Annotated in this window: 9 protein-coding genes; 4 read left to right on the top strand and 5 right to left on the bottom strand. The window is 72.0% G+C overall.

What is annotated here, in order from left to right; genetic code table 11:
* Positions 1 to 14 precede the first annotated feature (14 nt).
* From A6P39_RS30590 to A6P39_RS30580, 3 genes are all read right to left on the bottom strand, one after another.
* Positions 15 to 1,478: a glutamate synthase subunit beta gene (locus A6P39_RS30590; protein WP_067042735.1), complete on the bottom strand. Its 1,464-nt coding sequence runs from the start codon at positions 1,476 to 1,478 to the stop codon at positions 15 to 17.
* Positions 1,471 to 6,063: a glutamate synthase large subunit gene (gene gltB / locus A6P39_RS30585; RefSeq protein ID WP_199840744.1), complete on the bottom strand. Its 4,593-nt coding sequence runs from the start codon at positions 6,061 to 6,063 to the stop codon at positions 1,471 to 1,473. The genes A6P39_RS30590 and gltB overlap by 8 nt, the downstream gene beginning before the upstream one ends.
* Positions 6,064 to 6,508: 445 nt before the next feature.
* A complete protein-coding gene (locus tag A6P39_RS30580; RefSeq protein WP_067042728.1) occupies positions 6,509 to 7,240 on the bottom strand; it encodes a VIT1/CCC1 transporter family protein in 732 nt (243 codons plus the stop codon).
* Positions 7,241 to 7,550: 310 nt separating this feature from the next.
* Between A6P39_RS30580 and A6P39_RS30575 the strand changes: the two genes are divergently transcribed.
* The 4 genes from A6P39_RS30575 to rbsK are packed head-to-tail and all read left to right on the top strand — an operon-like array spanning position 7,551 to position 11,882.
* Complete coding sequence (locus A6P39_RS30575) at positions 7,551 to 8,669, top strand: ADP-ribosylglycohydrolase family protein (protein ID WP_067042725.1); 1,119 nt, start codon at positions 7,551 to 7,553, stop codon at positions 8,667 to 8,669.
* Between the two features lie 8 nt (positions 8,670 to 8,677).
* Complete coding sequence (locus A6P39_RS30570; RefSeq protein ID WP_067042722.1) at positions 8,678 to 9,646, top strand: ADP-ribosylglycohydrolase family protein; 969 nt, start codon at positions 8,678 to 8,680, stop codon at positions 9,644 to 9,646.
* Positions 9,634 to 10,992, top strand: a complete 1,359-nt coding sequence (locus A6P39_RS30565) for an ADP-ribosylglycohydrolase family protein (protein ID WP_067042719.1) — start codon at positions 9,634 to 9,636, stop codon at positions 10,990 to 10,992. Before A6P39_RS30570 ends, A6P39_RS30565 begins: the two co-directional genes overlap by 13 nt.
* Positions 10,989 to 11,882, top strand: coding sequence for a ribokinase (gene rbsK, locus A6P39_RS30560; protein ID WP_067042716.1), 894 nt, complete (start codon positions 10,989 to 10,991; stop codon positions 11,880 to 11,882). The genes A6P39_RS30565 and rbsK overlap by 4 nt, the downstream gene beginning before the upstream one ends.
* 171 nt (positions 11,883 to 12,053) lie before the next feature.
* On the opposite strand, the gene lgt is transcribed toward rbsK, so the two are convergent.
* Positions 12,054 to 13,064 carry a prolipoprotein diacylglyceryl transferase gene (gene lgt, locus A6P39_RS30555; protein WP_067042713.1) on the bottom strand — a complete coding sequence of 337 codons (1,011 nt, stop codon included), beginning with the start codon at positions 13,062 to 13,064 and terminating at the stop codon, positions 12,054 to 12,056.
* An 86-nt stretch (positions 13,065 to 13,150) separates the two neighbouring features.
* Positions 13,151 to 13,924 (bottom strand): DsbA family protein, encoded by a 774-nt coding sequence (locus A6P39_RS30550; protein ID WP_067042710.1) that lies wholly within the window; start codon positions 13,922 to 13,924, stop codon positions 13,151 to 13,153.
* Positions 13,925 to 13,941: the final 17 nt, after the last annotated feature.

Raw genomic sequence — 13,941 nt, 5'->3', positions numbered from 1 at the left:
CTCGGGTCGCGCCGTCAGACCGCCAGTGCGCGGTCCGTCGGGCGGATCGGGGCCGGCAGGTCGCTGGCACCGGTCAGGTGGCGGTCGACACCGCGGGCGGCCGAGCGGCCCTCCGCGATCGCCCACACGATGAGGGACTGCCCGCGGCCGGCGTCACCGGCGACGAACACACCCGGCACGTTGGTCTGGAAGTCGGCGTCGCGGGCGATGTTACCGCGTGCGTCGAGTTCCAGGCCGAACTGCTCCACCAGGCCGTTCTCCCGGTCGGTGCCGGTGAAGCCCATGGCGAGGGTGACCAGCTGGGCCGGGATCTTGCGCTCGGTGCCCGGCTTGGAGGTCAGCTTGCCGTCGACGAACTCCACTTCGGCCAGGTGCAGCCACTGCACGTTGCCGTCCTCGTCGCCCTCGAAGTGGGTGGTGGAGGCGGAGTAGATCCGCTCGCCGCCCTCCTCGTGGGCCGAGGTGACCTTGTACAGGATCGGGAAGGTCGGCCAGGGCTGGTCGGTCGGGTGCCGGTCGTCGTTCGGACGGGGCATGATCTCCAGCTGGGTGACGGAGGCCGCGCCCTGCCGGTGGGCGGTGCCGACGCAGTCCGCGCCGGTGTCGCCGCCGCCGATGACGACGACGTGCTTGCCCTCGGCCGAGATCGGGGTGGTGACGTAGTCGCCCTCCTGGACCTTGTTCGCCAGGGGCAGGTACTCCATCGCCTGGTAGATGCCGTTGAGTTCGCGGCCGGGGACCGGCAGGTCGCGGGCCATGGTCGCACCGGCGGCGATCACGATCGCGTCGTAGCGCTTCTTCAGGTCGCGCGCGTTGATGTCGCGCCCGACCTCGACACCGGTGCGGAAGCGGGTGCCCTCCGCGCGCATCTGCTCGATACGGCGGTTGATGTGCCGCTTCTCCATCTTGAACTCGGGGATGCCGTAGCGCAGGAGGCCGCCGATGCGGTCCGCGCGCTCGTAGACGGCGACCGTGTGGCCGGCCCGGGTCAGCTGCTGGGCGGCGGCGAGACCCGAGGGGCCCGAGCCGATGACCGCGACCGTCTTGCCGGACAGGCGCTCGGGGATCTGCGGGGCGACGTCCCCGGTCTCCCACGCCTTGTCGATGATCGAGACCTCGACGTTCTTGATGGTGACCGGCGCCTGGTTGATGCCGAGGACGCACGCCGACTCGCAGGGAGCGGGGCACAGGCGGCCCGTGAACTCCGGGAAGTTGTTCGTGGCGTGCAGGCGCTCGGAGGCGGCGCCCCAGTCCTCGCGGTAGGCGTAGTCGTTCCACTCGGGGATCAGGTTCCCCAGCGGGCAGCCGTTGTGACAGAACGGGATGCCGCAGTCCATGCAGCGGCTGGCCTGCTTGCTGATGATCGGCAGCAGGGAGCCGGGGACGTAGACCTCGTTCCAGTCCTTGACGCGCTCACCGACGGGACGGGTCTTGGCGACCTCGCGGCCGTGGTTCAGGAAGCCCTTCGGGTCAGCCATTGATCGCCGCCTCCATCATCTTCTCGGTGATCTCGGTCTCGGTCAGACCGGCTCGCTCGGCGGCGTCCTTGGCGGCGAGCACTGCCTTGTACGTGCTGGGGATGATCTTGCTGAACCGGGCCGCGGCCGTGTCCCAGTCGGCGAGCAGCTTCCCGGCGACCGTGGAGCCGGTCTCCTCGGCGTGGCGGCGCACCACGTCGTGCAGCCACTGCTTGTCCGCCTCGTCCAGCGCCTCGACGGCGTCGGCGTTGCCGGCGTTGACGTTGTCGCGGTCGAGGTCGATGACGTAGGCGACACCGCCGGACATGCCCGCCGCGAAGTTGCGGCCGGTCGGGCCGAGGACGACCGCGTGACCGCCGGTCATGTACTCGCAGCCGTGGTCGCCCACGCCCTCGGAGACGACCAGCGCGCCGGAGTTGCGCACGCAGAACCGCTCACCGGTGCGGCCGCGCAGGTACAGCTCGCCGCCGGTGGCGCCGTAGCCGATGGTGTTGCCCGCGATGGTCGAGTACTCGGCGAGGTGGTCGGCCGCGCGGTCCGGGCGGACGACGACCCGGCCGCCGGACAGGCCCTTGCCGACGTAGTCGTTGGCGTCGCCCTCCAGGCGCAGCGTGACACCGCGCGGCAGGAACGCGCCGAAGGACTGGCCGGCCGAGCCGGTGAAGGTGATGTCGATGGTGTCGTCGGGCAGGCCCGCACCGCCGAACTTCTTCGTCACCTCGTGGCCGAGCATGGTGCCGACCGTGCGGTTGATGTTGCGGATGGCGACCTGGGCGCGCACCGGCTGGGCCTCGGTGGCGTCGTCGGCGGCGAGCGCGTCGGCGGCGAGCCTGATCAGCTCGTTGTCGAGCGCCTTCTCCAGGCCGTGGTCCTGGGCGACGATCCGGTGGCGGACGGCGCCCTCGGGCAGCGACGGCACGTGGAACAGCGGCTCCAGGTCCAGGCCCTGCGCCTTCCAGTGGTCGACCGCGCGCTCGACGTCCAGCATCTCGGCGTGGCCGACGGCCTCCTCGATGGAGCGGAAGCCCAGCTCGGCGAGCAGTTCGCGGACCTCCTCGGCGATGAACCGGAAGAAGTTCACGATGTACTCGGCCTTGCCGGCGAAGCGGTCGCGCAGGACCGGGTTCTGGGTGGCGATGCCGACCGGGCAGGTGTCCAGGTGGCAGACGCGCATCATCACGCAGCCGGAGACGACGAGCGGAGCGGTCGCGAAACCGAACTCCTCGGCACCGAGCAGCGCGGCGATGACCACGTCACGGCCGGTCTTCAGCTGGCCGTCGGTCTGGACGACGATCCGGTCGCGCAGGCCGTTGAGCAGCAGGGTCTGCTGGGTCTCGGCCAGGCCCAGCTCCCAGGGGCCGCCGGCGTGCTTCAGCGAGGTCAGCGGGGAGGCACCGGTGCCACCGTCGTGGCCGGAGATCAGGACCACGTCCGCGTGCGCCTTGGAGACGCCCGCGGCGACCGTGCCGACGCCGACCTCGGAGACCAGCTTGACGTGAATCCGCGCCTGCGGGTTCGCGTTCTTCAGGTCGTGGATCAGCTGGGCCAGGTCCTCGATGGAGTAGATGTCGTGGTGCGGCGGCGGGGAGATCAGGCCGACGCCCGGCGTCGAGTGACGCGTCTTGGCGACCCACGGGTAGACCTTGTGGCCGGGCAGCTGGCCGCCCTCGCCGGGCTTGGCGCCCTGGGCCATCTTGATCTGGATGTCGTCCGCGTTGACCAGGTACTCGGAGGTGACGCCGAAGCGGCCGGAGGCCACCTGCTTGATCGCCGAGCGGCGCGCGGGGTCGTACAGGCGCTCCGGGTCCTCGCCGCCCTCACCGGTGTTGGACTTGCCGCCCAGCTGGTTCATGGCGATGGCGAGGGTCTCGTGCGCCTCCTTGGAGATGGAGCCGTACGACATCGCGCCCGTCGAGAAGCGCTTGACGATCTCGCTGACCGGCTCGACCTCGTCGATGGAGACCGGCGCGCGGTCGGACTTGAAGCCGAAGAGCCCGCGGAGCGTCATGAGCCGCTCGGACTGCTCGTTCACCCGGTCCGTGTACTTCTTGAAGATGTCGTAGCGGGCCGTGCGCGTGGAGTGCTGGAGGCGGAAGACCGTCTCCGGGTCGAACAGGTGCGGCTCGCCCTCGCGGCGCCACTGGTACTCGCCGCCGATCTCCAGCGCGCGGTGCGCGGGAGCGATGCCGGAGGCCGGGTAGGCCTTGGCGTGGCGGGCGGCGACCTCCTGGGCGATGACGTCGATGCCGACGCCGCCGATCTTGGTGGCGGTGCCGTTGAAGTACTTCTCGACGAAGGCCTCGTCCAGGCCGACGGCCTCGAAGACCTGGGCGCCGCGGTAGGAGGCGACGGTGGAGATGCCCATCTTCGACATGACCTTCAGCACGCCCTTGCCGAGGGCGTAGATCAGGTTCTTGATGGCCTTCTCCGGCTCGATGCCGTCCAGGAAGGTGCCGGCGCGCAGCAGGTCCTCGACCGACTCCATCGCCAGGTACGGGTTGACGGCCGCGGCGCCGAAGCCGATGAGGAGGGCGACGTGGTGGACCTCGCGGACGTCACCGGCCTCGACCAGCAGGCCCACGTGGGTGCGCTGCTTGGTGCGGATGAGGTGGTGGTGGACGGCCGCGGTGAGCAGCAGCGACGGGATCGGCGCGTGCTCGGCGTCGGAGTGCCGGTCGGAGAGGACGATCAGGCGGGCGCCGTTGTCTATGGCGGCGTCGGCCTCGGCGCAGATCTCGGCGATGCGCGCGGCGAGGGAGTCACCGCCGCCGGAGACCCGGTAGAGGCCGGAGAGGGTCGCGGCCTTGAAGCCGGGCATGTCGCCGTCGGCGTTGATGTGGATGAGCTTGGCCAGCTCGTCGTTGTCGATCACCGGGAAGGGCAGCACGACGGACCGGCAGGAGGCGGCGGTCGGGTCGAGCAGGTTGCCCTGCGGGCCCAGCGAGGAGCGCAGCGAGGTGACCAGCTCCTCGCGGATCGCGTCCAGCGGCGGGTTGGTGACCTGCGCGAACAGCTGGGTGAAGTAGTCGAAGAGCAGGCGCGGGCGCTCGGAGAGGGCCGCGATCGGCGAGTCCGTGCCCATGGAGCCGATCGGCTCGGCGCCGGTGCGGGCCATCGGCGCGAGGATGACGCGCAGCTCCTCCTCGGTGTAGCCGAAGGTCTGCTGGCGGCGGGTGACCGAGGCGTGGGTGTGGACGATGTGCTCGCGCTCGGGCAGGTCGCCCAGCTCGATCTCGCCGGCCTCCAGCCACTCGGCGTACGGCTGCTCGGCGGCGAGGGTCGCCTTGATCTCGTCGTCCTCGATGATGCGGTGCTCGGCGGTGTCGACGAGGAACATCTTGCCGGGCTGCAGCCGGCCCTTGCGGACGACCTTGGCCGGGTCGATGTCGAGGACGCCGACCTCGGAGCCGAGGACGACGAGGCCGTCGTCGGTGACCCAGTAGCGGCCGGGACGCAGACCGTTGCGGTCGAGCACAGCGCCGACCTGGGTGCCGTCGGTGAAGGTGACACAGGCCGGGCCGTCCCAGGGCTCCATCATCGTGGAGTGGAAGCCGTAGAAGGCGCGCCGGGCCGCGTCCATCGAGTCGTGGTTCTCCCACGCCTCCGGGATCATCATCAGCACGGAGTGCGGCAGCGAGCGGCCGCCCAGGTGCAGCAGCTCCAGCACCTCGTCGAAGGAGGCGGAGTCGGAGGCGTCCGGCGTACAGACGGGGAAGATCCGGTCCAGCTTCTTGTCGCCGAACAGGTCGGAGACCAGCTGGGACTCGCGGGCGCGCATCCAGTTGCGGTTGCCCTTGACGGTGTTGATCTCACCGTTGTGCGCGACGAAGCGGTACGGGTGCGCGAGCGGCCACGACGGGAAGGTGTTCGTGGAGAAGCGTGAGTGGACGAGCGCGACCGCGGAGCCGAAGCGGCGGTCGGACAGGTCCGGGAAGAAGGGCTCGAGCTGGCCGGTGGTCAGCATGCCCTTGTAGACGATCGTGCGCGCGGACAGGGACGGGAAGTAGACACCTGCCTCCCGCTCGGCGCGCTTGCGCAGCACGAAGGCCTTGCGGTCCAGCGCGATGCCCTCGCTGGCGTTGTCGGTGACGAAGATCTGCCGGAAGGCCGGCATGGTCGAGCGGGCGGTGGCACCCAGCAGCTCGGGCGCGACCGGAACCTCACGCCAGCCGAGGACGGTGAGGCCCTCCTCCTCGGCGATCGTCTCGATCCGCGAGACGGCGTCGTCGGTCCCCTCCTCCGGCAGGAAGGCGATTCCTACCGCGTAGGAGCCCGCCGCGGGAAGGTCGAATCCGGCCACCTCACGGAAGAAGGCGTCGGGCACCTGCGAGAGGATGCCGGCGCCGTCGCCCGAGTCGGGCTCGGAGCCGGTGGCACCGCGGTGCTCGAGGTTGCGCAGGACGGTGAGGGCCTGTTCGACCAGCGTGTGGGATGCCTCGCCGGTGAGAGTGGCGACAAAGCCGACGCCACAGGCGTCGCGCTCGTTGCGGGGGTCGTACATACCCTGCGCAGCAGGGCGAGCATCCATGAAGGACCAGTTCCGGCCATTCGCGGAGTGCTGGGACGGCTGGCGCGGCGTACGCATCGGCTCTCCCGTCGTCGTCATGTGGCATGTGGCAGGTGCCGAGGGACGACGTTGGCCCTCTGCGTGTGATCAAAATTTCGTGCAGGTTACATGATGGAGCGATTCTCGGGAACCGGATACCGCGTTCCAACATGCGGACGCCACGGGGTACATGGCAACGGTGCCGCACGAGACGGCGAGGGTGCCGCGAGGTCACGGCGGGGTGCCGCGCGATGACGGCGGGTGCCGCACGCGGCGGCGACATATGCGGGGACCGTCGCGGACAAGATCGGTCGGATCGGCGTCCGTCGGCCCAAGGGGGGCGGGGAGAGCGTCTTCACTCGCCCCATGGGGGTACGGCAGGCGTCATTGCCCGCAGCGCTTACGGCTCATGCCCGGTGGTTAAGCATTCGAAACCAGCGAGTAACGGCTACTTATGCGGCCCAACGCATAGGTACCGGTCGCACTATCCTACGGCCGTTCCGAACAGGCCGCCCAGGGCGTACGTCACACCGGCCGCCGCACCGCCGAGCGCGAGCTGCCTGAGGCCGCTGTACCACCAGCTCCGCGCGGTCACCTTGGCCACGACGGCACCACAGCCGAAGAGTCCCACGAGGGCCAGCAGCAGGGCGGGCCACAGCGCGGCCGCACCGAGCAGGAAGGGGAGCACGGGCAGCAGCGCGCCGAGGGCGAAGGACCCGAAGGAGGAGACGGCGGCGACCAGCGGCGACGGCAGGTCGCCCGGATCGATCCCCAGCTCCTCCCTGGCGTGGATCTCCAGCGCCTGCTCGGGATCCCTGGACAGCTGCCGGGCGACTTCACGGGCCAGCTCGGGCTCGACGCCCCGGGCCACGTACAGTGCTGCCAGCTCGTCCTCCTCGTCCTGCGGGTGCTTGCGCAGCTCACGGCGCTCGACATCGAGTTCGGCCTCGACCAGCTCGCGCTGGGAGGCCACGGAGGTGTACTCGCCGGCGGCCATCGAGAAGGCGCCGGCGGCGAGACCCGCGAGCCCGGTGATGACGATGGTCTGATGGCCGGCGGATCCGCCGGCCACGCCGGTCAGCAGGGCGAGGTTGGAGACGAGGCCGTCCATCGCGCCGAAGACGGCGGGGCGCAGCCAGCCGCCGTTGACGTCGCGGTGCGTGTGGTTGTCACGGTGCGCCTCGTGCAGCGCGGCCTGGGTTTCGATGATGGCCATGCGGGCCCCCGGATAGCTTAGCCAAAGCTAACTTTGGACGAGTTCTACTTTTCGACAGCGCAGAATCTACGCCCATTCATCCGACCCCGCCAGCAAGGAAAGGCTCGGCTAACCTGCGCCTTTACCTTCTTTACTCATCCGTGCAGTGCGGTCCCCGCGTCCGGGGACGCCGCCGGGCCGCGCGAACGGGCCCGCGGCGCGCTGCCCGGCCTCGCCGTGGGGGCGGCCGCGTGGGCGGGTGCGGGTCCAGGGAGCGCGCCCCGCTGGTTGGGGCCGGGGATTTCGGGCATCCGGACAGCGAGGGGTCGTCATGACAACGCGCCGTATCGAGGGACTTCTGCTGGGCCTGGCAGCGGGCGACGCCGCCGGCCGGCCGGCCGCGCGGCACCGTGCGGCCGGCGTGCCCGAGTGGACCCGCCGCCTCACCCGGGAGCCGGACACCTCCGCCGAACAGGACGCCACCACCGCCCTCCCGGTCCCGATCGCCCTCAGCCAACCCCCGGGCCCGCTCCGCCTCGGCCCCTCCGACGACGCCGAGTGGGCGGCCTTCGCCGCGGAGGCGGTGCTGCGGGCCGGCGACGACGAAGTCCTCGGCGACCTCAGCCGAGAGCGCCGTACCCGCGCCGCCATCGACCTCACCTGGACCGCCGTGGCCGCGGAGGTCGCCGCGGCGGCCGACCGCGCGCCCGAGGCCGAGTCCGCCGTCCTCCCCCTGCGCGCCCGTATCTCCGTCCACGCCGGGCTCGGCAACCTCGCCGCCGGCCTGCGCCCGCCCGCCACCGGCCAAGACAACCCGCACTACTTCGACGACGCCGCCTGCGTCCGCGCCTGCGTGCTCGCCGTCGCCCACCCCGGCGACCCCGAACGCGCCGCCGCCCTCGCCGAGTTCGACGCCCGCTACACCCAGGACGGCGACGGTGTGCACGGCGCCCGGGCGATGGCCGCGGCACTCGCGCTCGCCCTCACCGGCGCCGGCCCGGACACCTGCGTGAGCGCCGCGCTCGCGGAACTCCCCGCCGACTCCGAGATCGGCCGCAACGCCCGCCACGTCCTCGCCCTGACCCAGGGCGGCGAGTCCGCCTTCGCCCTGGTCCCGCTCCTGGAGCACCAGATCGTCGACCACGTCAACATCTACGGCATCGCCGCCGCCGAGACCGTCCCGGTCGCCCTCGCCCTCGCCACCGCGGCCCACGGCCGTATCGCGGAAGCCGTACCCGCCGCCGCCTGCCTGTCCCGCGTCGCCGGCTCCGCCCCCGCCCTCGCGGGTGCCCTCACCGGAGCGCTCGGCGGTGCCGCGTCCGTCCCGCAGACCTGGCGGGACACCTGCCGCACCCTGTCCGGCTGCGCCCTGCCCCGGCTCACCGGCACCGACCTGGTGGAACTCGCCGGACTCCTGGAAGCCGCACAACCGGCCCGCCCAGGAGGATGATTCGGGGCATGACGCCCAAGGGTCTCCATCCACCCACAAACACCTCCACAACCGAACCGATCCACGGGACACGCCCGGACGGCCTCGCCGAACGGATCACCGGCGTCCTCGTCGGAGCCGCCGTCGGCGACGCCCTCGGCGGCCCGGTCGAGGGGTACTCCCCCGAGCCAGGGACCGACGATGCCGTGAACGCGGCCGCCGTGGCGCTCGGCGATCCGGTGGCCCGGCTCGCCCACGGCCACGCCGACCCCCGCGAGGCGGGCGTCGGCAACATCGTCGACTGCGGTGCCGCGATGTCCATGGCCCCCGTCGGCCTGGTCAACGCGGCCGACCCGGCCGCCGCCTACGCCGAGGCGCTGGACATCGCCGGTGCGCACCAGTCGTCGTACGGCCGGGAGGCCGCCGGTGTCCTCGCCGCGGCCATGGCCGCCGCCATGACCCCGGGCGCGACCCCCGACTCGGTCGTCACCGCCTGTCTCGCCCTGGCGAAGGACGGAACGCGCGAGGCGATCGAGAAGGTCTGCGAAGTCGCCGTGCACCACCGGGACTTCGAGACGGCGCTCGGCCCGCTGCGCGCGGCGGTCGCCCCGTACGACACCGTCGGCCCGGACCACCGCGCCCCCTCCCTCGCCGCCCGCCGCCCCTCCCGGCTGCACGCGATCGAGGAACCGCCCGTCGCCCTCGGCATGTTGCTGGTCTCGGGCGGCGAGTACCGGCACGCCGTGCTCGGTGCGGTCAACCACGGCCGCGACGGCGACTCGACCGCCACGATGGCCGGTGCCCTCGCGGGCGCCCTCGGCTCGCCCGTCCCGGACGAGTGGGCGAAGGCGGTGGCGGAGGCCGGCCGCCTCGACCTGTGGGCACCGGCCCGCACCCGCACCGAGGTCACGCGCGAGATCTTCGCGGCGGACGGCCACCGCCGCCGCGCCCACGAGCGGGCCTTCGCGGCACTCGGAGGCCCCGCATGCTCCGACTGACCTGGGTCCAGCCGGAGGACCTGCTGGGCCACGAACTCCGGCAGGCCCGGCTGGACGGGCGCGAGCCGTGGGCGATCGAGGCCCGCTGGCGCGCGGCGGGCGGCCCGGACGCCCCGGAACGGGCGGGGGCCTCACCCCACCGCGCCTCGCGCTACCTGCGGCTGCTGGCCGAGGACCTGCTGGACGAACTGGCCGATCTGCCGAGCAGGCTGGCGGAGGACGAGCCGACCGAGCTGGAGCGGATCAAGTGCCTGTGCCCGGCCTGGCCCGCCCCGGTCGGCGACGCCTGCGGTCCGTCCGCCCTGGAAGCCGCCTGGCTCGGCCGGGCCATCGGCTGTCTCCTCGGCAAACCCGTCGAGCAACTCCCCCTCGACGCCATCCGCACCCTCGCCCAGGCCGCCGGCAACTGGCCCCTCAGCACCTACTTCACCGCCGTCGGCGTCCCCGAGGACCTCCTCGCCGCACACCCCTGGAACCGTCGCTCGGCCTCCACCTGCCTCGCCGAGAACATCGACGGCACGCCCGAGGACGACGACCTCAACTACCCCCTGCTGAACCTCCTGTTGCTCCAGCGCCACGGCAGGAGCTTCACGACCACGGACGTGGCCCGGCTCTGGCTGGACGAACTCCCGCCCGGCCGCACGTTCACCGCCGAACGCATCGCCTACCGCAACCTCCTCAGCGGCATCGAACCCCCGCACACGGCCCGCCACCGCAACCCCTTCCGCGAGTGGGTCGGCGCCCTGATCCGCGCCGACGTGCACGGCTGGACCAATCCCGGCGACCCGGCCGCCGCGGCCGAACAGGCGCACCGCGACGCCGTCCTGACCCACACCGCCAACGGCGTCTACGCGGCCATGTTCACGGCCGCCGTCATCGCCACCGCCGCCACCGGCACCCACGACGTACACGCCTGCCTGCGCACCGGCCGCCGCGTGATCCCGCCTCGCTCCCGGCTCGCGCGCGCGATCGACCACGCCGTCCGGCTCGCCAGGTCCCACGCGGACTTCGCCGCCGTCGTGGACGAACTCCACGCCGTCCACGCCCCCGCCCACCACTGGGTGCACGCCATCCCCAACACCGCCCTGACCGCCGCCGCGCTCACCCACGCCGACGGCGACTTCACCGGCTCCATCTGCCGTGCGGTGTCCGGGGGCTGGGACACCGACTCGAACGGCGCCACGGCCGGCAGCGTCGCCGGTCTCCTCGCGGGCACCCCGGCGGCGCTCCCCGAGCACTGGCGGGCCCCGCTGAAGAACCGGCTCGCCAGCACCGTCGCCGACTTCGACGGCACCGGCTTCGACACCCTCGCCCACCTCACCCACCTGGAGACGGCCCGCTCATGACCCACATCGTCGTCCTCGGCAGCACGAACATGGACCTCGTCACCTACGTCACCAAGGCCCCGCAGCGCGGCGAGACCGTGACGGGCCGGGAGTTCCGGACGATCCCCGGCGGCAAGGGCGCCAACCAGGCGATCGCCGCCGCCCGTGCCGGCGCCACCGTCTCGATGATCGGCGCGGTCGGCAATGACGCCTTCGGCCTGCGGATGCGCGACACCCTCGAACACTCCGGCGTGGACACCGACTTCCTGCGCACGGTCGAGGGTCCCTCCGGCACCGCACACATCGTGGTGGACGACGAGGGCGGCAACGCGATCGTCGTCATCCCCGGCGCGAACGGCACCGTCGACCACCTCTCCCCCGGCGACGAGGGGCTGATCGCCTCCGCCGACGCGCTGCTGCTGCAGCTGGAGATCCCGCTTGCCGCGGTCGTCGCGGGCGCGCAGGCGGCCCGCCGGCACGGGGTCCGTACGGTCCTCACCCCGTCCCCCGCCCAGCCGCTGCCGCCCGAACTCCTCGCCGCCACCGACCTGTTGGTGCCCAACGAGTACGAGGCGGTCACCCTCACCGGCCGCACCGACCCGCGCGAGGCCGCCGCCGCCCTGCTGGAGCTGGTGCCGGAGGTCACCGTCACCCTGGGTGCGACCGGCAGCCTGTACCGGGCCCGGGGCACCGAGCCGCTCGTGGTCCCCGCTCCCCAGGTGACCGCCGTCGACTCCACGGGCGCCGGAGACACCTTCGTCGGCGCGCTCGCGGTGGCCCTCGCCGAGGAGAAACCGGTGCGGGAGGCGCTGTCCTGGGCGGCCGCCGCCGCGGCGATCTCCGTCCAGCGGGAAGGGGCGTCGGCGTCGATGCCGTACCGCCCGGAGATCGAGGCCCAGTACAACGCATGAGCCCCGTACGCCGCTCACCGGCTGTAGTGGCCGGGGCGCCGGTCGCGGGCGCCGGTGTGGTGGTGATCGACCTGGAGGAGGTCGGGCGGGCCGCCGCCGCGGCCGACCTGCCGGCACACGCCGAGGGCGCCCGGAAGATCTCCGGGCGCCCTCGGTGTCGTACAACGGCGGTCAGCTCTTCTTCGTGGCCGACTCCGCCTCGTCCTTCTCGTCCGCCGCTGCCTTCGCCTCCAGGGCATCCGGCTCCGCTTTGTCCTTGCCCTTGCCCTCGACCTCGGCCTTGGCCTCGGTGTCGGCCTCGGTCTCGGCAGCGGCCTCGGCCTCGGGCTCGGCGGCCGCTTCCGTACCGTCACCCGGACCGTCCGAGGCGCCCGGCTCGACCACGGCCTCACGTCCCGGCCGCGTCTTCGCCGACACCACCATGTACGTCACCGCCAGCAGGAACACGATGAGCGCGGTCCAGTCGTTCAGGCGGAGGCCCAGGATGTGGTGCGCGTCGTCCACGCGCATGTACTCGATCCAGCCGCGGCCCACGCAGTACGCGGCGACGTACAGGGCGAACGCCCGGCCATGGCCCAGCTTGAAGCGGCGGTCGGCCCAGATCACCAGGAAGCCCACGCCGATGCACCACAGGGACTCGTAGAGGAAGGTCGGGTGGTAGTAGCCCGGGACCCGGCCGCCCTCGGAGGAGGTGATGTGCAGTGCCCACGGAACATGCGTCTCACGGCCGTACAGCTCCTGGTTGAACCAGTTGCCCCAGCGGCCGATGGCCTGCGCGAACGCGATGCCGGGCGCGACGGCGTCGGCGTAGGCAGGCATCGGGATGCCCCGGCGCCGAGCGCCGATCCACGCGCCGAGCGCGCCGAGCGCGATCGCGCCCCAGATTCCCAGACCGCCCTGCCACACCTTGAAGGCGTCCACCCAGTCACGGCCCGGGCTGAAGTACAGCTCGTAGTCCGTGATCACGTGGTACAGCCGGCCGCCGACCAGGCCGAACGGCACCGCCCAGACGGCGATGTCCGCGACCGTGCCGGCCCGGCCGCCCCGGGCGACCCAGCGCTTGTTGCCGAGCCAGACGGCGACGAAGACGCCGATGATGATGCAGAAGGCGTAGCCGCGCAGCGGGATGGGGCCGAGGTACAGCACCCCGCGCGACGGGCTGGGAATGTAGGCAAGTTCCATGGCAGGTCCGACGCTACCGTGCCGGGCCGTGGGGACGGCAAGCAGCCCGGCTACGGGTCCATAACGGGGACGGGAGAAAACGCCTGTCAGTGGTTGGCCGCCTCCACCATCTGCTTGAGCTTGGCCGGGGTCATGGTCTGGTCCTCGTAGATGTTCTTCCCGCCGAGCAGGACCGTGGGGGTGCCGGTGAAGCCGCCGGCCTGGAAGGCCTTGTTGGACTTGTTCACCCAGCTGTCGTGGGTGCCGTCGTTGACGCACTTCTGGAAGGCAGGGGTGACGAGACCGCTGACCTTGCCCGCCAGCCCGATCAGCTTGGCGTTGTCCGCGAAGGCGTCGTCGGTCTCCTTGGGCTGGTTCATGTACAGCACGTCGTGGTAGTCACGGAACTTTCCGGCGTCCTGGGCGCAGGCCACGGCGTTGGCCCCGCGCAGGGAGCCGGTGCCGCCGAGATTGCCGTCGATCAGCCGGACCAGGTGGTACTCGATTCTGAGCTTGCCCGCGTCGGCCAGTTGGTGGAGCGTCGGGCGGTAGGCGACCTCGAAGGCCTGGCAGGCCGGGCAGCGCATGTCCTCCCAGATGGTGAGCGTCGACTTGGCGCCGTCCTTGCCGACCGGGATCGCGAGGCTGTCCTTGCCCTGCGCGCCCGAGGGCGCCACGACCGGGCCCGCCTTGGCGCTGCTCTTGCTCTTGCCGCTGTTCGCGGCGATCACGCCGATCACTGCCGCGAGGCCGAGGATGCAGACGACGCTCGCGCCCACGATCAGCGTGCGCCGTCGCTTCTCGGCGGCCTTCTGCTTGTCGCGCTCGACCGCCAGCCGCTCCCGGGCGGTGCGCTTTCCGTCACGGTTCTTCTCGCTCACACCCCCAGAACGAACCG

The organism is Streptomyces sp. FXJ1.172 (assembly GCF_001636945.3).
Classification (GTDB): Bacteria; Actinomycetota; Actinomycetes; order Streptomycetales; family Streptomycetaceae; genus Streptomyces.
The sequence above is the reverse complement of the archived record's forward strand: the minus strand, read 5'-3'. Positions and strand labels throughout refer to the sequence as shown.